We start from the raw sequence: 20,553 nt of genomic DNA, 5'->3' as shown, positions 1-20,553 counted from the left end.
AACAAGAAAATGCGCCTGCGAAGTATCCAGACCCAGCTCATCCTCAGCATGGGCGCCGCCCTGCTCATCAGCCTGCTCATCGTCCTCGGCCTGTATGCCGTGCTGGTCAACCGCCTCAGTGAGCGCTACCTGCTCGAACAGGCGCTGCCGGCGAGCATCCAGGCGATTGCCAACGACTTCGAGAAGCGCCTCACCGGCCCCATCACCGCAGCGGCCGGCATCGCCGACAACACCCTGGTGCAGGACTGGCTGGCCGCTGGCGAAAGCCCGGAGAAGCTCGCCGAATTCACCCGCTACCTGGGCGGCATCCGCGCCTCGCAAAAGGCCTTCTCCGCGCTGATCACCTCCAACGCCAGCGGCGCTTATTACAGTGACAAGGGCAAGGAGCGCACGCTGAGCCGCAGCGAGCCGAAGGACAGCTGGTACTTCCAGTTCATCGACAGCGGCAAGCCGCGCATGTGGAACATCGATACCGACGGCAGCACCGGCGAACTGGCGCTGTTCATCGACCAGCGCGTGGAGCGCGACGGCAAGCTGCTCGGCATCGCCGGGCTGGGCCTGGAGATGCGCGAGCTGTCGACGCTGATCCGCGACTTCCGCTTCGGCCAGTCCGGCCGCGTGTACCTGGTGAAGAACGACGGCCAGGTGCAGATCCATCCCGACGCCTCGCTGCCCAAGGGGCGCAACCTCGGTGACCTGATCGGCGCCAGCGCCGCCAGCGCACTGCTCGGCCAGCAGGGCTTCCACAGTGCCCGCTTCGAGCGCGACGGCGAGGCCTACCTGGCTGCCAGCCTGCCGCTGCATGACCTGGGCTGGACCCTGGTGAGCGAGGTGCCGGAAGCGGAAATCTACGCCGACGCCCGCGAGGCGCTGGCGTTCTCCGGCCTCGCCGGGGCCCTGGTTGCCCTGCTCTGCCTGGCACTGGTGGTGCTGATGGCGCGCAGCCTGGCCCGGCCGATCCGCCAGGTCACCAGCGCGCTGCTGGAAATAGGCGGTGGCGGCGGCGACCTCACCCGCCGCCTGGACGACAGCCGCGCGGACGAACTGGGCGATCTGGCCCGCGGTTTCAACCGCTTCCTCGAAGGCCAGCGCGCGCTGATCGGCGCCGTACTCGGCACCAGCCAGCAACTGCTGCGCACCGTCGGCGAGGTGGCGCAGGTGGTGGACAACACCGCCGACCGCGCCGGCCGCCAGCAGGAGATGACCGACATGGTCGCCACGGCGGTGAACGAGATGGGCAGCACGGTGCAGGAGATCGCGCGCAACGCCGAACAGGCCGCCAGCGCCTCGCAGCAGGCCCGCGAGGAAGCCGGCGCAGCACGGCGAGTAGTCGGCGGCTCGCTGCAGGTCGGCCAGCGCATGTCCGGGGAGATCGGCGAGGCGGCCGGCGCGGTGGGCGAACTGGCCGGGCAGGTGGCTAGCATCGACCAGGTGCTGGCGGTGATCCGCGGTGTCTCCGAGCAGACCAACCTGCTCGCCCTCAACGCCGCCATCGAGGCGGCGCGCGCCGGCGAACTGGGCCGTGGCTTCGCCGTGGTGGCCGATGAGGTACGCACGCTGGCCAGCCGCACCCAGGGCTCGACCGACGAAATCCTGACGATCATCCAGCGCCTGAAGGGCGGCGCTGATGCCGCGGTACGCTCGATGCAGTCCAGCCAGCAGACCACCGGGCAGAGCCTGGCCGCCAGCGAGCAGGCCGGCGCCTCGCTGGGCGCCATCGCCGACCAGGTGGAGCGCATCAGCGACATCAACCACCAGGTCGCCACGGCCACCGAGGAGCAGTCGGCGGTGACCGAGGAGATCAACCGCAACGTGCAGGGCATCGCCGACCTGGCCCATGCCACCACCCGCGAAGTGCAGCATGGCCGCGAGCAGTGCCGCGAGCTGCGCAACCTGGCCGATGACCTAGCCCGGCAGATGGCCCAGTTCCGCCTGTGAGCAGCCCTGGCGCCGGCCTTGTGCCGGCGCCTTTTCCCCAGTGTTATCCACAGATTTTTCAAGCGAAGCGGCAGGCTTTTCGCCAGGGCCGGCGGGTGATGACGGCCGATCAGCGCACGAAGTGTCTCGCCGGCGAGACACCTTGCCCACAAGTTGCCCACAGATTGTCCAGAGACTTGCCCCCAAGGCTCAGGGGAACGCCCGCGAATCCGCCGAAATGCCCGAGCCCAGGCCCGGCAAGCCCTGCATCACTCCGATGAATAACTCACCGAGTGGTCAGAAGTCGCGTCTGACGCTGTTCCGGGGGAATTTCACCCACATCTTTTCCACAGCTTGTTCATATTTTGTTCAACAGGCGCGAGAGCCATTGATCAAGAAACGAGCAAGACGCTGAAGGCTGCGGAGTACGTGGGCAGCAGAGGTCCTGCCACAGGTTATCCACAGGCGGCTCCACGGTGTTTGGGGAGAAGAATCAGGCGTCCAGCAACTGCGCCTGGATTCGACCGCGACTGAGATCGCCCAGCAGCTTCTGCAGGGGCTCGACCAGGGTGGTCGGCAGGTTCAGCGTCATGTGCACGCCTTCCGCAGCAAAGGCTTCATCTTCGATGCTGGCGCCGAGCGCCAGCACCCGCGCCTTGAGCAGCGCGTGCTCGGCGAAGCTGCAGTCGAATGCCAGCCGGCTGCTGGGCACCAGTTCGATGCGCTCGGCGTCCTGCAGGCACTTCGCCGCGCAGCCGCCATAGGCGCGAGCCAGACCGCCGGTGCCGAGCTTGATGCCACCGAACCAGCGGCTGACCACGACCACCACGCGGTCCATGTCCTGCCCCTCGATGGCCACCAGCATGGGCCGGCCGGCGGTGCCGCCGGGCTCGCCGTCGTCGCTGAAGCGGTACTGGTTGCCCAGCTTCCAGGCCCAGCAGTTGTGCCCGGCGCCGGGGTCGCGGTGCGCTGCGAGGAAGGCATGGGCCTCGGCCTCGCTGGCGATGGGAGCGGCGACGCAGTGGAAGCGGCTCTTGCGGATGTCTTCCTGGTAAACCGCGGGGCCGGCGAGGGTGAAACTCATGCCGAGGCCGGCGGCGGCGTCAGCCCGCAACCCTTGAGGATGATGCGGATGAGGTTGTCGCTGGCATCGCTGAAGTCCTGCTTGGACAGGCGCTTGCGGCCGGTGACGAAGCCGATCTGGGTGGCGAAGTCGGCGTAATGCTGGGTGCTGCTCCAGATCAGGAAGATCAGGTTCACCGGGTCCACGGCGTCCATCTTGCCGGCGTCGATCCAGGCCTGGAACACCGCCGCACGGCCGGCGAACCAGGTGCGGTAGTCCTGGCTGAAGTGCTCGGAGAGGCATTCGCCACCGCTGATGATCTCCATGGCGAATACCCGCGAGGCCTGCGGATAACGACGGGAGAATTCCATCTTGGCGCGGATGTAGGTGGCCAGCGCAACGGCCGGATCATCGTCCACGCTGAGGTGGTTGAAGGTGCTGTCCCACAACTCGAGGATGTTGCTCAGCACCGCCACGTACAGCCCCAGCTTGTTGCTGAAGTAATAATGCAGGTTGGCCTTGGGCAGGCCGACGCGCTGGGCGATGGTGTTCATGCTGGTGCCCTTGAAGCCGTGGCGGGCGAATTCCTCCTCGGCGGCGGCGAGGATGGCTTCCTCGTTCTTCTGGCGAATGCGACCGGCGGGCTTTTCGCCGTTGGGCGCGGTGTGGGCGGGTACCTGGAGGGTCATGCGGGATGTCCGTGCATTGAGCGGGGGCGCTGCATGGATAACCCAGGCGGGTAGCGGGATTCAAGCGCGAGGCGTGAAAAAGGGCAGGAACCGGGGTCGTCTTGCGATCCGGCTCCCGCCCGAGTCATGGCAGCCCCCGTGAGTGGGCCGGGGGCATGGCATCACTGGGTGGTGCCGGTGGTGCCGGAGTTGTGGTGACCGCCACCACCGCCGTGGTTGCCGATGGCGGCGCCAACAGCGACAACGGCAGCGCCGATACCGACAGCAGCGCCGACGGTGAGCGAACCTACCAGCGGAGTGCTCAGGCCCAGGCCAGCTCCCGCTGCCGGTACCGTCGCGGTTGCCACACCCGCTTCAGCACTACCAGCAGTAGCGGCACCTTCAGCACCTGCATGCGCACCGGTCTCCACGACGGCATCGTTGGGAATCGGCTTCTTCACGGTATCGCGGAAGAAGCCGCCCTCGTGAGTTTTCTCATGCTGCTCAAGCGGCTTGACCTTGCCATTACCACCGTACTGGACGTGTTCCGGCTGCTGCGAATTTTTCTGTGCCGGCGCGGCCAGCACGGGCGTGCAAATGCTCGCGGCGATGGCCGCGATCAACAGTTTCTTCATGGCTCACATCTCCTAGGGTGAAGCAAAAGAGATGCAAAGCTAGAGGTTGTCCGGGGCCCGACCAATCGGTCGTGAGCCGGATGGCCTGTCGGCAACTTCCGAAAAATGCGCGGACATTTCAACCAGCGCGCGAAAAAGCCGTACGCCGCCTGAAAAGACCGACCCCGCCAGGCGGCGGGGTCGGAGGGGAACATCAGAAGTGGTACTTGACCAGCGCGCTGACGGTGTTCTGGTCGGTGGTGAAGTACTGCGAATCCTTGATGCCGTACTTGTCGGACCAGTAGTCGTACTCGATACCCACGTACAGGTGCTTGGCCTCGTAGCCCAGGGACTTGCCCAGGTCGTACTTCAGCTGCGGGTTGAAGTGCAGGTTGGCGTGGTAGTCCGACTGGTTGCGGTGGCTGGAGCTGGCGTCCTTGTTGTTCACGACCCAGTCCATGAAGCCGTCGAACAGGATGTCGGAGTTGCCCACCGGGAAGGTGATGGCCCAGGCCGGGGTAATCTGCCAGGCACCGGACGGCACGCGGTTGCCATCGGGCTTGCGGTAGTAGAAGTTCAGCTGGAAGTAATCGAAGCCCGGCAGCGCCAGGTCGAAGCCCGGGCCGAGCAGGTAGGACTCGACGTCGCCTTCGCCGAACTCGTAGGTGCTGGCCAGCAGCACGTCCTTGACCGGGCCGAACGACAGGTCGGCACCGGTGATCTTGCCGAACGACAGGCGCGGGCTGAACTCACCGTAGTAGGTGTTCTTGCCGTTGGTGGCGCTTTCCTTGCCGTTGTAGTTGATCTGGTCGACGAAGAACCAGAGGTCACCCCAGGTCCAGGCGCTCGCGCTCTCGAAGGTGAAGGTCTGCTGGATCGGCGGGTCGACCTTGAAGTTCTTGCCCCACAGGTAGGTCAGGCTTTCGTTGTGCCAGATCAGCGGGCCGTCGTTGGAAGCCGGCGCCGGGGTCAGGTCTTCACCGCCAGCCATGGCCTGCCCGGCCGCGAGCAGCCCGCCGGCGAGCAGCAGGGATGCGAGAGTGCGAGTCATGCGTTGCTCCTAATCAGTGCAGTCGTGTTGCATTTTTAATTGTCGGTGGAACCTGTCCGGTCGGTCAGGCCTGGCGAGGAAAAGCAAGATTGGCGCCAATCCTGTCCAGATGTTCCACTTTTATGACGAACCCCTCAGGGTCCGCTCCTTTGGCAGGTAAGACGCAGGTGCACGGGCCGGGCCGTTTCCTGACTCACAGGACAACTTTGCCTGTTTCGAGGGCATCGGCCCGGCAGGAAGCACTGCAATGGCGATCACCAACCAGAAGATTGGATACAGGGCAAACCTGTGTTGAAACGAATCAACACAAATTATGTATACAACTATCTTGTGGGAAATCTACACAACAGTCGTCGGAATACACCACGCGTTTTTCCGGGCGCGGATAATGCCAGACAAGGGCCTTCACCACACCTGCCAGGATGCCTCGGGCTGCCCGGCGGTCGTGCTGTCAGATGCTTCTTTCAGGAGTCGAACGCCGCCGTTCGGGTCGGCAACGGCTCTGATCCGGCTTGAGGTGGACAGGGCAGCCTGCCAGACTGCGGTTCTCCAGCGACATTTTCCAAAGTTCTACCGATGAAAGGACAAGCTCCCGAACTGCAACGCCTGATCCCGGTGCTCGATCGTCTGCCGCGGCCGGTCTATGCCCGCGCCGAGCGTTTGCGCGCGGGCTCCTGGACCAGCAGGCACCATCACGCCTGGGTGCAGCTGTCCTACGCGATCACCGGGGTGCTGGGTGTCCACACGGCCGAAGGCAGCTTCTTTGCGCCACCGCAACGGGCGATCTGGATTCCGGCCTTCCTCGACCATGAAGTGGTGACCTCGACCCAGGCGGACATGCGCAGCCTGTACATCCGCGACGACGCCTGCCGTTGGGCACCGGACCGCTGCCGGGTGCTGGAGGTGACGCCGCTGGCGCGCGAGCTGATCAAGAGTTTCTGCGAGCTGCCGGTGGATTACCCACCGGGTGACAGTGCCGAATCGCGGCTGGTGGAAGTGCTGCTGGACCAGTTGCGCGACCTGCCGGAAGTCGCCTTCTCCCTGCCAATGCCGCAGGAGGGCCGCCTGCTGCAGTTGTGCCAGACGCTGATCGACCATCCCACCGACAGCCACACCCTGGGCGCCTGGGCGCAGCGCATCGGCACCTCGGAGAAGACCCTGTCGCGGCTGTTCCAGCGCGAGACGGGAATGACTTTCCGCCTGTGGCGCCAGCGCCAGCGCCTGCTCGCCTCCCTCGGCTCGCTGGAGGCGGGCGAGAGCGTGACGGCGGCGGCGCTGGATTGCGGGTACGACTCGACCTCGGCGTACATCGCGTCGTTCAAGGGGTTGTTCGGGTTTACCCCGGGGGATCTGTTCCGTCAGCGCTAGAGCGTGCCGCCTGATGCTGATCGCGGACGAAGTCCGCTCCTACCCAAAGCCCGTCCTCGCGAACCGCCCAACGCAGGGACGCACCTGATCGGCGGATTTCCGCTCAACGGCCACCCCGATCGGCGCCGCTTCGCCTGCCCGCACCCCCTCAAAAAACTCCAACTCCTAGTGCCACGCGGCTTTCAAGCCTTGGCACGCTGTCTGCTATCGCCTCGACACTGCGCCGCCCTCGCGGCGCGCCGGCGTGACGTTTCGAGTAGTCCGCACGCCTGACGACAACAACGACAAAGAGGAATACCCATGGATAGCGCAAGCGCCGTCTCCGCTTCTGCCGCACCCCGCACGACTTCCCAGCGCATCAAGTCGATCTTCAGTGGCTCGGTCGGCAACCTGGTCGAGTGGTACGACTGGTACGTCTACGCCGCCTTCTCGCTGTATTTCGCCAAGGCGTTCTTCCCCCAGGGCGACATGACCGCCCAGTTGCTGAACACCGCCGCGATCTTCGCCGTGGGCTTCCTCATGCGTCCGATCGGTGGCTGGCTGATGGGCATCTACGCCGACCGCAAGGGCCGCAAGGCGGCGCTGCTGGCCTCGGTCCTGCTGATGTGCTTCGGCTCGCTGATCATCGCCCTGACCCCCAGCTATGAAACCATCGGCGTCGGCGCCCCGATCCTGCTGGTGCTCGCGCGCCTGCTGCAGGGCCTGTCGGTCGGTGGCGAATACGGCACGTCCGCAACCTACCTGAGCGAGATGGCCAACAAGGAGCAGCGCGGCTTCTTCTCCAGCTTCCAGTACGTGACCCTGATCTCCGGCCAGCTCATCGCCCTGGCGGTGCTGATCGTGCTGCAGCAGACCCTGACCACCGAGCAGCTGGAAAGCTGGGGCTGGCGCGTGCCGTTCTTCATCGGCGCGCTGTGCGCGGTCGTGGCCATGTTCCTGCGTCGCGGCATGGAAGAGACCGAGTCCTTCACCACGAAGAAGGAAGAGCCCAAGGAAAGCCTGATGCGCTCGCTGATGCGCCATCCCAAGGAAGTGCTGACCGTGGTCGGCCTGACCATGGGCGGCACCCTGGCCTTCTACACCTACACCACCTACATGCAGAAGTACCTGGTGAACACGGTGGGGATGAGCAAGAACGATTCCACCATGATCTCGGCGGCCACCCTGTTCCTGTTCATGCTGCTGCAGCCCATCGTCGGCGCGCTGTCGGACAAGATCGGCCGTCGCCCGATCCTGATCGCCTTCGGCGTGCTCGGCACCGTCTTCACCTACCCGATCCTCAGCACCCTGCACACCATCGACACCTGGTGGGGCGCGTTCTTCCTGATCATGGCCGCGCTGGTCATCGTCAGCGGCTACACCTCGATCAACGCCGTGGTGAAGGCCGAGCTGTTCCCCACCGAAATCCGCGCCCTGGGCGTGGGCCTGCCGTACGCGCTCACCGTGTCGATCTTCGGCGGCACCGCCGAATACGTGGCGCTGTGGTTCAAGAGCATCGGCATGGAGAGCGGCTTCTACTGGTACGTCACCGCGTGCATCGCCTGCTCGCTGCTGGTCTACGTGACCATGAAGGACACCCAGAAGCACTCGAAGATCACCACCGACTGATTGGGCTCCTTGCCCAGGCCCCGGCGCACACTCTCCGGGGCTTTTTATCCACAAGGCCCGGCGCAATGCCGGGCCTTGTCGTTTTGGGAACCGGCATTTCACGTTGCCGCGACACCCGCCCTTGATATTCTCGCCGGCGACTCTCCCGGCAGATCAAGCCCATGAACCCTCCGCAGATTCCCCTCGGCCCGTTGCAGGCCCGCGAGCTGCGCGGCGCGCACAGCGGGCCCTTCGATCTCGACCTGGCGCCCGGCCGCTGCACGGTGCTCAGCGGGCCCTCGGGCATCGGCAAGAGCCTGCTGCTGCGCATGCTCGCCGACCTCGACCCCAACCAGGGCCAGGTCAGCCTCGCCGGGGTCAGCCGCGAAAGCCTGCCGGCCAGCACCTGGCGCCGCCTGGTGACCTACCTGGCGGCCGAGTCCGGCTGGTGGGAAGACAGCGTCGCCGCGCACTTCACCGATCTCGATACGGTGCGCCCCCTGATGCCGCAGGTGAACCTCGACCCGGCGCTGTTGCAGGCCCAGGTCCTGCAACTCTCCACCGGCGAACGGCAGCGCCTGGCGCTGCTGCGCGCGGTGGTGCAGAACCCGCGCTTCCTGTTGCTCGACGAACCCACGGCGGCGCTCGACCCGGCCAGCCGCGATGCTGTCGAAAAACTGCTCAAGCGTCTGCAGGCGCAGGGCACCGGCCTGCTGCTGGTGAGCCACGACCCGGAACAGGGACGGCGCCTGGGCGATGTCCGCCTGCTGCTCGACGCCCACGGCCTGCGCGAGGTGACAGCATGACGCCGATCCAGCTGAGCCTGCCGGAACTGGCCCTCGCGGCCCTGCTGATCGTCATCGCCGCGGCGCTGTCCTGGGCGCTGCGCCTGGGCCTGCAGAGAACCCTGCTGGTCAGCGCGGTGCGGCTGGTGGTGCAGCTGGTGCTGGTGGGATTGTTCCTGCGCCAGGTGTTCGCCCTTTCCGCGCCCTGGCTGACCGCACTGGTAGTGGCCGGGATGCTCACCGCCGCCACCTTCGAGGTCGGTTCCCGGCAGAAGCGCCGCCTCGCCGGCTTCTGGCACCTGGGCATCGGCGGCGGCAGCGTCGGTATCGCCACCCTCGGCATCGCCCTGTTCGCCCTCTCCGGCAGCCTGCGGCCACAGCCCTGGTATGACGCGCGCCATGCGATTCCGCTGGTGGGCATCATCCTCGGCACGGCGATGAACGCCGCCAGCCTGGCGCTGAACCAGGTGTACCTGAGCGTCACCCGCGAACGGGCCGCCATCGAGGCGCGCCTGGCACTCGGCGCCGATCGCTACACCGCCCTGGGCGGCGTGCTGCGGCGGGCGCTGTATACCGGGATGATCCCGACGCTGAACCAGATGTCCGCCGCCGGGATCATCACCCTGCCCGGCATCATGACCGGGCAGATACTCGCCGGCATGGACCCGCTGGACGCCGCGCGCTACCAGATCCTGCTGATGTTCCTGCTGGCCGCCGCCGGCTTCGCCACGGCCCTCGGCGCGGTCTGGCTGTCGGCCTGGCGACTGACCGACGAGCGCGACCGCTTGCGTCTGGACCGCCTGCGCGCGGAGAACTGAGCGGGTATGCTGAGGACTTTTCAACGGCACCGGAGAACGCCATGAGCACTGCCAAATCCGCCCTGATCATCGGCGCCTCGCGCGGCCTCGGCCTGGGCCTGGTGCGCGAACTGCTGGAGCGTGGCTGGGACGTCACTGCCACTGTGCGCGACGCTGCCAACGCCGGTGAGCTGGCCGCCCTGCCGGTGCGCGTCGAATCCCTGCTGCTCGACGAGGCACAGTCCCAGGACCGCCTCGCCGAAGCCCTCGCCGGCGCGCACTTCGACCTCATCTACATCAACGCCGGCATCTACGGCCCGCCGCACCAGTCGGCCATCGACGCCAGCCTCGCCGACGTCGGCCAGCTGTTCATGGTCAACGCCATTGCCCCCTTGCGCCTGGCCGAGCGCCTGCTGCCACGCCTCGACGCCGAGCGCGGCGTGCTGGCCTTCATGACCTCGGAGCTGGGCAGCGTCACCGGCAACCAATCCGGCGGCATGGCGCTGTACCGTGCGAGCAAGGCGGCGCTCAATTCGCTGACCCGCAGCTTCGTCGCCGAGCTGGGCGAGACCGGCCTCACCGTGCTCAACCTGCACCCGGGCTGGGTACGCACCGACATGGGCGGCGAGTCCGCACCGCTGGACGTGCAGACCAGCGCGAAGGGCCTCGCCGACCAGGTCGAAGGCCACGCCGGCCGTGGCGGTCAGTTCTACCTGGACTACCAGGGAACGACGATCGACTGGTGACGAACCGCCCCGATACGGCTACCATGAGCCCTCACTTGACTCCGACGTCAGGTTCTGCGAGCTAGAGCCAGGCAAGGCGGCGGTTGGCGGGAAAGCGCAGTTGACTCCAGTCAATGAGCATTTCCCGACGATCGCCAACGCCGCATGGCCGACGCGCAGCGAACCGCTCGGTAGCACCAAGCGCACCTGGATCAGCAGACAGGGTTAACACTGAGCTGGCTTCCCATGACCCCATGGAGCCGGCTCGCTACGAACGGCTCCGTCCGTTTGGAGAACTCACCCATGTCTTCCCCGCGTCTCTGGCTGCGCAACCCGCTGGCCATCTTCACCGCCAATGACCTCGACGCCCGTGGCGGCATCGTCGTCCAGGACGGCCGCATCGTCGAACTGGTCGCCGCCGGCCAGCAGCCCTCGGCTCCCTGCCAACAGACCTTCGATGCCAGCCAGCACGTGCTGACCCCCGGCCTGATCAACACCCACCACCACTTCTACCAGACCCTCACCCGCGCCTGGGCGCCGGTGGTGAACCAGCCGCTGTTCCCCTGGCTGAAGACCCTCTACCCGGTGTGGGCGCGCCTGACCCCCGAGCAGCTCGGCGTGGCCACCAAGGTGGCGCTGGCCGAACTGCTGCTGTCGGGCTGCACCACTGCCGCCGACCACCACTACCTGTTCCCCGACGGCCTCGAGCAGGCCATCGACGTGCAGGCCGGCGTGGTCCAGGAACTGGGCATGCGCGCCATGCTCACCCGTGGTTCGATGAGCCTGGGCGAAGCCGACGGTGGCCTGCCGCCGCAACAGACCGTGCAGAGCGCCGAGGCCATCCTCGACGACAGCCAGCGCCTGATCCGCGAGTACCACCAGCGCGGCGAAGGCGCCCAGGTGCAAATCGCCCTGGCGCCCTGCTCGCCGTTCTCGGTCACCCCGGAAATCATGCGCGCCAGCGCCGAACTGGCCGAACGCGAGGACGTGCGCCTGCACACCCACCTCGCCGAAACCCTGGATGAAGAAGACTTCTGCCTGCAGCGCTTCGGCCAGCGCACCGTGGATTACCTGGACAGCGTCGGCTGGCTCGGCCCGCGCACCTGGCTGGCCCACGGCATCCACTTCAACGACGAGGAAATCCGCCGCCTCGGCGAAGCCGGCACCGGCGTCTGCCACTGCCCCAGCTCGAACATGCGCCTGGCCTCGGGCATCTGCCCGACCGTGGCCCTGGAAGCGGCCGGCGCGCCGGTGGGTATCGGCGTGGACGGCTCGGCCTCCAACGATGCCTCCAACATGATCCTCGAAGCCCGCCAGGCCCTGTACATCCAGCGCCTGCGCTACGGCGCCGAGCAGATCACCCCGGAACGCGCACTGGGCTGGGCCACTCGCGGTTCGGCCAAGCTGATCGGCCGCAGCGACATCGGCGAACTGGCCGTGGGCAAGCAGGCGGACCTGGCGCTGTTCAAGCTCGACGAGCTGCGCTTCTCCGGCAGCCATGACCCGCTGTCCGCCCTGCTGCTGTGCGGCGCCGACAAGGCCGACCGGATCATGATCGGCGGCACCTGGCGGGTCATCGACGGCGAAGTCGAAGGACTCGACCTCAAGCGCCTGATCGCCGACCACACCCAGGCGGCGCGCAAGCTGCTCGGTACGCTGTAAATCCCCCTCGTAGGAGCGGACTCCGTCCGCGATAGGTCCGCATCTTGCCGGATGCCATCGCGGACGCAGTCCGCTCCTACGCCCCCTCCCTACCCCGCCGGCGGGTGGCTCCGGATGCCACTCCGGCGGGCACGTTTTGCCATCGAAAAATCGCTACAACCCGCGTCACACAAGGCCTACGCACTACCGCCCGTCGCCCGCCGAACAGCTTCGATGAACGGTCCTTCAGGGAAAACCCCTCTAGATCAAGGGTCTATCCCCAGTGACGGGAATATGCCGTCAGTTTGACATCACGCCTTGGCACTCTAGTTTTAAAACGCCGGGCCGAATTCCTGCTCAAGACGTTGTCAGCAGCCGTTCGGCCCGGTTACCGGCGCCCGGCAATGGAGTGCACTCATGCGCGATTCACAGTTGAACCCCCAGGCGGTTCAAGAGAGCGGCCAGGACTGGCCGCGGCGCCTCATCATTCAGACCCTGCCGTGGGCCGTCGTGGCCGTGCTCTGCGCCGTCGGCGTGCCGTTCTGGTGGATGCTGCCGGTGGGCTGGCTCTCCAGCCTGGTGCTCTGCACCCTGCTGTGCGGCGCCAGCAAGGCCGCCGTCGATGCCCAGGCCAGCACCCTGCAGAACGACGAGCTGCCGTGCTGGCGCCCGCTGCAGGAAGCAGTGGAGGGCCATCTGGCCCAGCTCAACGGCCACACCCACCAGATCGACAACCTGCTGCACCAGGCCATCCGCCAGCTGACCGACAGCTTCCACGCCCTCGCCGATCGCATCGACAGCCAGCGCGGCCTGTCCCACTCACTGATCGAGCGCTACGACGGGCGCGGCCACCTGGACGGCGACATCGACTTCCAGCGCTTCATCCACGCCACCCAGGAAACCCTCGGGCTGTTCGTCGAGGCCACCCTGGAGACCAGCCGCACCTCGCAGCAACTGGTGCAGCGCATGGACCGCGTGACCCACAAGATCGCCGAGATCCTGCAGTCCACCCAGGACATGGACGCCATCGCCAAGCAGACCAACCTGCTGGCGCTGAACGCCGCCATCGAAGCCGCCCGCGCTGGTGAGAGCGGCCGTGGCTTCGCCGTGGTAGCCGACGAGGTACGTGCGCTGTCCACCCGCTCCACGCACTTCTCCCAGGCCATCCGCGAACACGTCGACGTGGTCTACCACGAGATCAAGGACGCCGAAGGCGCCATCAGCCAGCTGGCCGACAAGGACATGACCTTCGCCCTGGATTCGCGGCAGAAGATCCAGCACATGCTCGATGACCTCGACGCCATGAACCAGCACACCGTGAAGGTGGTGCAGGAGCTGGACCGCATCTCCCTGGAAGTGGGCGACGGCGTCAACGCCGCGGTGACCGCCCTGCAGTTCCAGGACATGAGCAGCCAGTTGCTCGGGCAGATCGGCAAGCACAGCGCCCGCCTCGGCGCCCTCGCCGTCGGCCTGGGCGCACTGGATGGCCGCCAGCCCGGCGAGTGGGGCGAGCGCCTGCGCGGCGAAGTCAACGAACTCGGCCGCCCGCTGAGCAACCCGGTCGCCCAGACCAGCCTCAGCGCGGGCGAAGTGGAACTGTTCTGAACTGAAGGCAAAGCAGGAGCAACGACATGCTGCAGTCCGTCTTCGAATACCTGGCCAATCTCGCCCTCATCGGCTGAGCCCCAAAACCATTTCCACGCGCCGGGATGGCGCGAGCACTTGTGCGCCTGGCAACAGGCAAACGCATTGCAACCCGAGGAGAAGCAACGCAATGGGAAAGCAGATTCTGATCGTCGATGACTCGGCCTCCATCCGGCAGATGCTGAGCTTCACGCTCAAGTCCGCCGGCTACGAGGTGGACGAGGCCGTGGACGGCAAGGACGGCCTGGGCAAGGCCCAGCGCAAGACCTACAACCTGGTCTTCACCGACCAGAACATGCCGAACATGGACGGCCTGACGCTGATCCGCAGCCTGCGCGACATGGCCGGCTACCGCGGCACGCCGATCCTCATGCTGACCACCGAATCCAGCGACGCCATGAAGCAGCAGGGCAAGAGCGCGGGCGCCACCGGCTGGCTGGTCAAGCCGTTCGACCCGCCGAAACTGCTGGAAGTCACCCGCAAGGTCCTGCCCTAGGGGTATCGCCGATGGCCACTGGAATGGAGCAGTTCCTCCAGGTGTTCTTCGAGGAAACCGACGAACACCTGGCGACCCTCGAACTCCTGTTGATCGGGCTCGACCTCGATCAGCCGGACGCCGAGTCGCTCAATGGCATTTTCCGCGCGGCCCACTCGATCAAGGGCTCCAGCGGCATGTTCGGGTTCGACGACCTGACCGCCGTGACCCACGAGCTGGAAACCCTGCTCGACCGCATCCGCTGCGGGCAGACCGCCCTGCACATGGACATGATCGGGGTGTTCCTCGAAGCCCGCGACGTCCTCCAGCGCCTGCTCGACGCGCACCGCAGCCAGGTGCCCGATCCGGACGTACCGGTGGCCGCCACCGTGGAACGCCTGCGTGCCTGGCTCGCGGAGCCTGCCGCAGCAGCGGCCGACGTCGGCCGGTTCGACAGCGCCCCGGCGGCGACTGAAGACAGCGCCAGCGCTGACGACGCCTTTGGCTTCTTCGACGATGCGCCCGGTACTCCCGGCGCCAATGAAACCAGCGCCAGCAGCGACGACGATTTCGGCTTTTTCGACGACGCCCCCGGTGTACCGGACGCCAAGCCGGTCGAGCCCTACGGCATCTTCGACAAGGCCCCCGGCGCACCCGCGACCGCTGCCGTCGCAGCCCCGAGCGAGCAGCCCAAGGCCGCACCCAGTGCCGTCGCCAAGCCGGCCGCCCGCCCCGACAGCGAATCCAGCTCCATCCGCGTCAGCGTCGAGAAGATCGACAGCCTGATCAACCTGGTGGGCGAGCTGGTGATCACCCAGGCCATGCTCAGCCAGCTCAGCGAAGACCTCGACCCCACCCACTTCGAACGCCTGCAGCAGGCCCTGGCGCAGCTGGAACACAACACCCGCGACCTGCAGGAATCGGTGATGTCGATCCGCATGCTGCCGATCAGCTTCATCTTCAGCCGCTTCCCGCGCCTGGTGCACGACACCTCCGCGCGCCTGGGCAAGCAGGTCGAACTGATCCTCCAGGGCGAGCACACCGAACTGGACAAGAGCGTCATCGAGAAGCTCAGTGACCCGCTCACCCACATCGTCCGCAACAGCATCGACCACGGCATCGAGACGCCCGCCGAACGCCTGGCCGCCGGCAAGCCGGCCCAGGGCTCGGTGAAGCTCGCCGCCAGCCACCAGGGCGGCAGCGTGGTGGTGGAAATCTCCGATGACGGCCGTGGCCTGTCCCGCGAGCGCATCCTCGCCAAGGGCCGCGAGAAGGGCCTGCCGGTACACGACGGGATGAGCGACGCGGAGGTCTGGCAGCTGATCTTCATGCCCGGCTTCTCCACCGCCGAAGCGGTCACCGAGCTGTCCGGCCGCGGCGTGGGCATGGATGTGGTGCGGCGCAACATCCAGGCCATGGGCGGGCGGATCGACATCGATTCGGCGCCCGGCATGGGCACCCGCATGAGCATCCGCCTGCCGCTGACCCTGGCCATCCTCGACGGCCTGATCGTCGCCGTGGAGAAGGTCAACTACGTGGTGCCGCTGACCTACATCGTCGAGTCGCTGCAGGCCCGCGCCGACGACGTGCGCGGCCTCGCCGGCGAGGACGCGACGGTGATCCGCGTGCGCGGCGAATACCTGCCGCTGTTCTCCCTCAACCAGCTGCTGCGCATCGGCGCGGCGCCCGTGCCTGCGGATCAGGGGATCGTGGTGATCCTCGAATCCGAGGGCAAGAGTTTCGCCCTGCAGGTGGACGAACTGGTCGGCCAACAGCAGGTGGTGATCAAGAGCCTGGAACAGAACTTCCGCCGGATCGACGGGATCGCCGGCGCCACCATCATGGGCGACGGCAGCGTCGCCCTGATCCTCGATGTCGATGCCCTGCCGCGTCTGGCAGCACAAGGAGAATCCACCCATGAGCGCAGCTGAAGCCCACGCGGCGAGCAGCCCGGTGCAGGAATACCTGACCTTCACCCTGGGCCGCGAGGAGTACGCCATCGACATCCTGCGCGTGCAGGAGATCCGTGGCTATGACCAGGTCACGGCGATCGCCAACGCCCCCGCCTTCATCAAGGGCGTGATCAACCTGCGCGGCGCCATCGTTCCCATCGTCGACCTGCGCATCAAGTTCAACCTGGCCGACATCAGCTACGACCAGTTCACCGTGGTGATCATCCTCAACGTCGGCCGGCGCATCGTCGGCGCGGTGGTGGATTCGGTCTCCGATGTGATCGCCCTGGCCGGCGAGGAGATCAAGCCGCGCCCCGAATTCGCCGCCAGCTTCGACACCGAGTACCTGCTGGGCCTGGCCACCGCCGGTGAGCGGATGCTCATCCTGGTGGACATCGAAAAACTCATGACCAGCCGCGAAATGGCACTGGTCGACGAAACCGCCGCCTGATCGCGACCGAGGATAATCACAATGGGTCTGTTCAACGCACACGCCGTGGCGCAGCAACGCGCCGACCGCATCACCGCCATCCTCCACAGCCTGGTGGACGGCAACCTCGACGTCGCCATCGGCGAAGCACCAGCCGCCGGCTATGAGCGTCTCTACGACGGGCTGCGCAGCATCCAGCGCAACCTGCGCGAGCAGCGCGCCGAGCAGGCCCAGGTGGAAGCCCTGGAAGCCGGCCTCGCGGAGATGACCCGCCAGCACGAGCTGGGCTGGATCGACGAGGTGATCCCGGTGGACAAGTTCGCCGGCCGCCCGGCGCGCATCGCCAAGGGCATCAACGACCTGGTCGCTGCGCACATCGCAGTGAAGATGCGCGTCGTCGCCACCGTCACGGCCTACGGCAAGGGCGACTACTCGGTGGACATGGACCGCCTGCCGGGCAAGAAGGCCATCATCACCGAGGCCATCGACGGTGTGCGCGACAGCCTCAAGGCCAACGCCGATGCCGCCGAGTACAACGCGCGGATCAAGAGCGCGCTGGATAACGTCTCGGCCAACGTGATGATCGCCAACAACGATCTCGAGATCATCTACATGAACCGCACGGTGACCGAGATGCTCGGCAACGCCGAGGCGGACATCCGCAAGCAGCTGCCGAACTTCAACGCCAGCCGCCTGATGGGCACCAACATCGACGTGTTCCACAAGAACCCGGCGCACCAGCGCGGCATGCTCGCGCACCTGACCTCGCGGCATAAGGCCGAACTGAACCTGGGCGGCCGCCGCTTCGCCCTCGACGTGGTGCCGGTGTTCAACGATGCCGGCGAGCGCCTGGGCTCGGCGGTGCAGTGGACCGATCGCACCGAGGAATACCGCGCCGAACAGGAAGTCTCGCAGCTGGTGGACGCCGCCGTGGCCGGCGACTTCACCAAGCGCATCGAGGCCGCCAACAAGGAAGGCTTCTTCCTGAAGATCGCCACCGGCCTGAACAACCTGGTGGACACCGCCGACAAGGGCCTGCGCGACGTCACCCGGGTGCTCGGCGCCCTGGCCCAGGGCGACCTGACCCAGCGCATCGACGCCGACTACCAGGGCACTTTCGGCGAGCTCAAGGACTACGCCAACGAGACCGCGCAGAGCCTGTCGCGGATGCTCGGGCAGATCCGCGAAGCGGCCGACACCATCCACACCGCCGCCAGCGAGATCGCCAGCGGCAACGCCGAGCTCTCCACCCGCACCGAGCAGCAGGCCTCCAGCCTGGAAGAAACCGCCTCGAGCATGGAAGAGCTGACCAGCACCGTGAAGCTCAACGCGGAGAACGCGCGCCAGGCCAACTCGCTGGCGGTGAATGCCTCCGAAGTCGCCACCGAAGGCGGCAGCGTGGTGCAGAAGGTGGTGGGCACCATGTCGGCCATCAACGATTCGGCGCGCAAGATCGCCGACATCATCGGGGTGATCGACGGCATCGCCTTCCAGACCAACATCCTCGCGCTCAACGCCGCGGTGGAAGCGGCGCGCGCCGGCGAGCAGGGCCGCGGCTTCGCGGTGGTGGCCGGTGAAGTGCGCACCCTGGCGCAGCGCTCCGCCGCCGCCGCCAAGGAGATCAAGACGCTGATCAACGACTCGGTGGACAAGGTCGAGAGCGGCAACAGCCTGGTCGCCCAGGCCGGCCAGACCATGAGCGACATCGTGGTGGCGATCAAGCGCGTCACCGACATCATGGCCGAGATCGCCGCCGCTTCCGCCGAGCAGAGCAGTGGCATCGAGGAAGTGAACGGCGCCGTGTCGCAGATGGACGAGATGACCCAGCAGAACGCCGCGCTGGTGGAAGAAGCCGCTGCCTCGGCCGAGGCGCTGCAGGAGCAGGCCGGCATGCTCAACCAGCAGGTCGCGGTGTTCAAGCTCGAAGCCATCGCCGCCACCGTGGTGCCGCTGGCCTCTGCCCGTCCGGCCCGCACCGAGCCGGCCGCGCACACCTCGCGCGCCGCCCGTGGTGTGGCCAAGGCAGTGCGCGCCAAGGGCAAGGAAGACGACTGGGAAGAGTTCTGATCGGGCGGGGCTGAGGGATGGCGGCGGCCGGAGCAATGGGAGGGTCGGCCGCCGCGCGCGGACCAGGGATGGTCAGGGATGGGTTTTCCACGGCGACTCCTTGCCTGAGGCGCCCTCTCCCCCCGCCCTCTCCCTGAAGGGAGAGGGAGCCGATCGGCGTGGCCGGGAGCCACGGAGTTCCACTTGATGCCATTCAGTCCCCTCTCCCTTCAGGGAGAGGGCGACGCCCAGCACCGAACTTTCCCGATCCACCCAATGATGTAGGGCGCATAACGCCACAGGCGCTATCCGCCCTACGCAACCGGCTCACCACCGAGACAACCCGATGTCGATCAACCTGCCCGCCCCCGAGCACGAATTCCACTACACCCGCCGGGACTTCCAGCAGGTGCGTGAGCGTCTCTACCAGCACGCCGGCATCAGTCTCTCGGAGAACAAGCAGCAACTGGTCTACAGCCGCCTCTCGCGGCGCCTGCGCAGCCTGCGGCTGGGCAGTTTCGCCGAGTACTTCGCCTACCTGGAGAACCACGCGGAAGAGTGGCAGCAGTTCGTCAACGCGCTGACCACCAACCTCACCGCGTTCTTCCGCGAGAAACACCACTTCGACCACCTCGGCCGCTTCGCCGCCGAGCAGTGGCAGGACCACCAGCCGCTGCGTTTCTGGTCCACCGCGTCGAGTACCGGCGAGGAGCCCTACTCCATGGCCATGACCCTGGTGGACGCGCTGGGCAGCTTCGCCCCGCCCATCGAGCTGATCGCCTCGGACATCGACACCGGCGTACTCGGCCACGCGCGCCAGGGTATCTATCCGCTGGAGCGCATCGAAGCGCTGAGCCCCGCGCAGAAGAAGCGCTTCTTCCTTCGTGGCACTGGCGGCAACGCCGGCAAGGCGCGGGTGGTGCGCGAGCTGCGGCAGATGATCGACTACCGGCAGATCAACCTGCTGGACAAGGACTGGGGCATCCCCGGCGGCCTGGACGCGATCTTCTGCCGCAACGTGATGATCTATTTCGACAAGCCGACCCAGACCCGCCTGCTCGAACGCATGGTGCGCCTGCTGCGGCCCGGCGGGCTGTTCTTCGCCGGGCACTCGGAGAACTTCGTTCACGCCAGCCACCTGGTGCGCTCGGTGGGGCGCACCACCTACCAGGCGGTGGGGAATCATTGATGGGCGCCGCCCTGGACCAACCCAACCGCTACTACGACCCGCGCTTCGGCATGGAGGCGGTGAAGCTGCTGCCCGGCGAGTGCTACGTCACCGCCGAGCCGGTGATGCTGGTCACCGTGCTCGGCTCCTGCGTTTCGGTCTGCCTGCGCGACCGCAGCAGCGGCCTGGGCGGCATGAACCACTTCATGCTGCCCGGCGACACCGGCGTGCAGGGCCTGCTGTCCAACTCCGGGCGCTACGGCGTGCATGCCATGGACCTGCTGATCAACGGCCTGATGCGCCGCGGCGCCCAGCGCCGGCACTTCGAGGCCAAGGTGTTCGGCGGCGGCTCGGTGCTGAAGAACCTCAGCGCCGACATCGGCCAGCGCAACGTCGAGTTCGTCCTGCAATACCTGGAGGACGAAGGCATCCCGCTGGCCGCCCAGGACCTGCTCGACGTGCACCCGCGCAAGGTCTATTTCTTCCCCGGCAGCGGCCGGGTGCTGGTGCGCAAGCTGCGTACCCTGGCCAACGACACGGTGCTGCAGCGCGAGCGGCAGTACTGCCAGCAACTGTCCCGTCGGGAGCGCGGCGGGAGCATCGACCTGTTCTGAAAGGAGGG

At 66.7% G+C, this 20,553-nt stretch carries 18 protein-coding genes and 1 pseudogene; 15 read left to right on the top strand and 4 right to left on the bottom strand.

The window, feature by feature from the left end:
- Positions 1 to 9 precede the first annotated feature (9 nt).
- Together J2T47_RS29380 and J2T47_RS29375 are read left to right on the top strand one after the other, a co-directional pair.
- A pseudogene (locus J2T47_RS29380) lies at positions 10 to 1,071 on the top strand (HAMP domain-containing protein); the annotation flags it as partial.
- Between the two features lie 129 nt (positions 1,072 to 1,200).
- A complete protein-coding gene (locus tag J2T47_RS29375; protein ID WP_437180948.1) occupies positions 1,201 to 1,938 on the top strand; it encodes a methyl-accepting chemotaxis protein in 738 nt (245 codons plus the stop codon).
- A 472-nt stretch (positions 1,939 to 2,410) separates the two neighbouring features.
- Here the strand turns inward: J2T47_RS29375 and J2T47_RS02035 are convergent, their stop codons facing one another.
- The 4 genes from J2T47_RS02035 to J2T47_RS02020 form a co-directional block, all read right to left on the bottom strand.
- Complete coding sequence (locus J2T47_RS02035; protein WP_253441967.1) at positions 2,411 to 3,001, bottom strand: IMPACT family protein; 591 nt, start codon at positions 2,999 to 3,001, stop codon at positions 2,411 to 2,413.
- A complete protein-coding gene (locus J2T47_RS02030; RefSeq protein ID WP_253441966.1) occupies positions 2,998 to 3,669 on the bottom strand; it encodes a TetR/AcrR family transcriptional regulator in 672 nt (223 codons plus the stop codon). Before J2T47_RS02030 ends, J2T47_RS02035 begins: the two co-directional genes overlap by 4 nt.
- Before the next feature lie 161 nt (positions 3,670 to 3,830).
- Entirely contained in the window at positions 3,831 to 4,283 is a 453-nt protein-coding gene (locus J2T47_RS02025; RefSeq protein WP_253441965.1) for a hypothetical protein, read from the bottom strand.
- 193 nt (positions 4,284 to 4,476) lie between these two features.
- Positions 4,477 to 5,313 carry an outer membrane protein OmpK gene (locus tag J2T47_RS02020; RefSeq protein ID WP_253441964.1) on the bottom strand — a complete coding sequence of 279 codons (837 nt, stop codon included), beginning with the start codon at positions 5,311 to 5,313 and terminating at the stop codon, positions 4,477 to 4,479.
- A 576-nt stretch (positions 5,314 to 5,889) separates the two neighbouring features.
- Here J2T47_RS02020 and J2T47_RS02015 point away from each other — a divergent pair.
- The 13 genes from J2T47_RS02015 to cheD all read left to right on the top strand — a co-directional run bounded on the left by J2T47_RS02015 (position 5,890) and on the right by cheD (position 20,545).
- Positions 5,890 to 6,681: an AraC family transcriptional regulator gene (locus J2T47_RS02015; RefSeq protein ID WP_253441963.1), complete on the top strand. Its 792-nt coding sequence runs from the start codon at positions 5,890 to 5,892 to the stop codon at positions 6,679 to 6,681.
- A gap of 300 nt (positions 6,682 to 6,981) precedes the next feature.
- Positions 6,982 to 8,289: an MFS transporter gene (locus J2T47_RS02010; protein WP_253441962.1), complete on the top strand. Its 1,308-nt coding sequence runs from the start codon at positions 6,982 to 6,984 to the stop codon at positions 8,287 to 8,289.
- Positions 8,290 to 8,450: 161 nt separating this feature from the next.
- Complete coding sequence (locus J2T47_RS02005) at positions 8,451 to 9,074, top strand: ABC transporter ATP-binding protein (RefSeq protein WP_253441960.1); 624 nt, start codon at positions 8,451 to 8,453, stop codon at positions 9,072 to 9,074.
- Positions 9,071 to 9,871, top strand: a complete 801-nt coding sequence (locus tag J2T47_RS02000) for an ABC transporter permease (protein WP_253441958.1) — start codon at positions 9,071 to 9,073, stop codon at positions 9,869 to 9,871. The genes J2T47_RS02005 and J2T47_RS02000 overlap by 4 nt, the downstream gene beginning before the upstream one ends.
- Before the next feature lie 41 nt (positions 9,872 to 9,912).
- Positions 9,913 to 10,596: an SDR family oxidoreductase gene (locus J2T47_RS01995; protein WP_253441956.1), complete on the top strand. Its 684-nt coding sequence runs from the start codon at positions 9,913 to 9,915 to the stop codon at positions 10,594 to 10,596.
- A 282-nt stretch (positions 10,597 to 10,878) separates the two neighbouring features.
- Positions 10,879 to 12,237, top strand: a complete 1,359-nt coding sequence (locus J2T47_RS01990; protein WP_253441954.1) for an 8-oxoguanine deaminase — start codon at positions 10,879 to 10,881, stop codon at positions 12,235 to 12,237.
- A gap of 396 nt (positions 12,238 to 12,633) precedes the next feature.
- Complete coding sequence (locus J2T47_RS01985; protein ID WP_367399494.1) at positions 12,634 to 13,821, top strand: methyl-accepting chemotaxis protein; 1,188 nt, start codon at positions 12,634 to 12,636, stop codon at positions 13,819 to 13,821.
- Positions 13,822 to 13,990: 169 nt separating this feature from the next.
- Positions 13,991 to 14,356 carry a response regulator gene (locus tag J2T47_RS01980; protein WP_045213473.1) on the top strand — a complete coding sequence of 122 codons (366 nt, stop codon included), beginning with the start codon at positions 13,991 to 13,993 and terminating at the stop codon, positions 14,354 to 14,356.
- 11 nt (positions 14,357 to 14,367) lie between these two features.
- Entirely contained in the window at positions 14,368 to 16,266 is a 1,899-nt protein-coding gene (locus J2T47_RS01975; protein ID WP_253441951.1) for a chemotaxis protein CheA, read from the top strand.
- Positions 16,253 to 16,738, top strand: coding sequence for a chemotaxis protein CheW (locus tag J2T47_RS01970; protein ID WP_138213334.1), 486 nt, complete (start codon positions 16,253 to 16,255; stop codon positions 16,736 to 16,738). The genes J2T47_RS01975 and J2T47_RS01970 overlap by 14 nt, the downstream gene beginning before the upstream one ends.
- 21 nt (positions 16,739 to 16,759) lie before the next feature.
- A complete protein-coding gene (locus tag J2T47_RS01965) occupies positions 16,760 to 18,784 on the top strand; it encodes a methyl-accepting chemotaxis protein (protein WP_253441949.1) in 2,025 nt (674 codons plus the stop codon).
- A gap of 325 nt (positions 18,785 to 19,109) precedes the next feature.
- The gene (locus J2T47_RS01960; protein ID WP_253441947.1) at positions 19,110 to 19,952 is read left to right on the top strand and encodes a CheR family methyltransferase; all 843 of its coding nucleotides are present in this window, start codon (positions 19,110 to 19,112) and stop codon (positions 19,950 to 19,952) included.
- The gene (gene cheD, locus J2T47_RS01955) at positions 19,952 to 20,545 is read left to right on the top strand and encodes a chemoreceptor glutamine deamidase CheD (RefSeq protein ID WP_253441945.1); all 594 of its coding nucleotides are present in this window, start codon (positions 19,952 to 19,954) and stop codon (positions 20,543 to 20,545) included. Before J2T47_RS01960 ends, cheD begins: the two co-directional genes overlap by 1 nt.
- Positions 20,546 to 20,553 lie beyond the last annotated feature (8 nt).

Origin of the sequence: Pseudomonas nitroreducens (genome assembly GCF_024170165.1) — a bacterium.
GTDB lineage: Bacteria > Pseudomonadota > Gammaproteobacteria > Pseudomonadales > Pseudomonadaceae > Pseudomonas > Pseudomonas nitroreducens_C.
The sequence above is the reverse complement of the archived record's forward strand: the minus strand, read 5'-3'. Positions and strand labels throughout refer to the sequence as shown.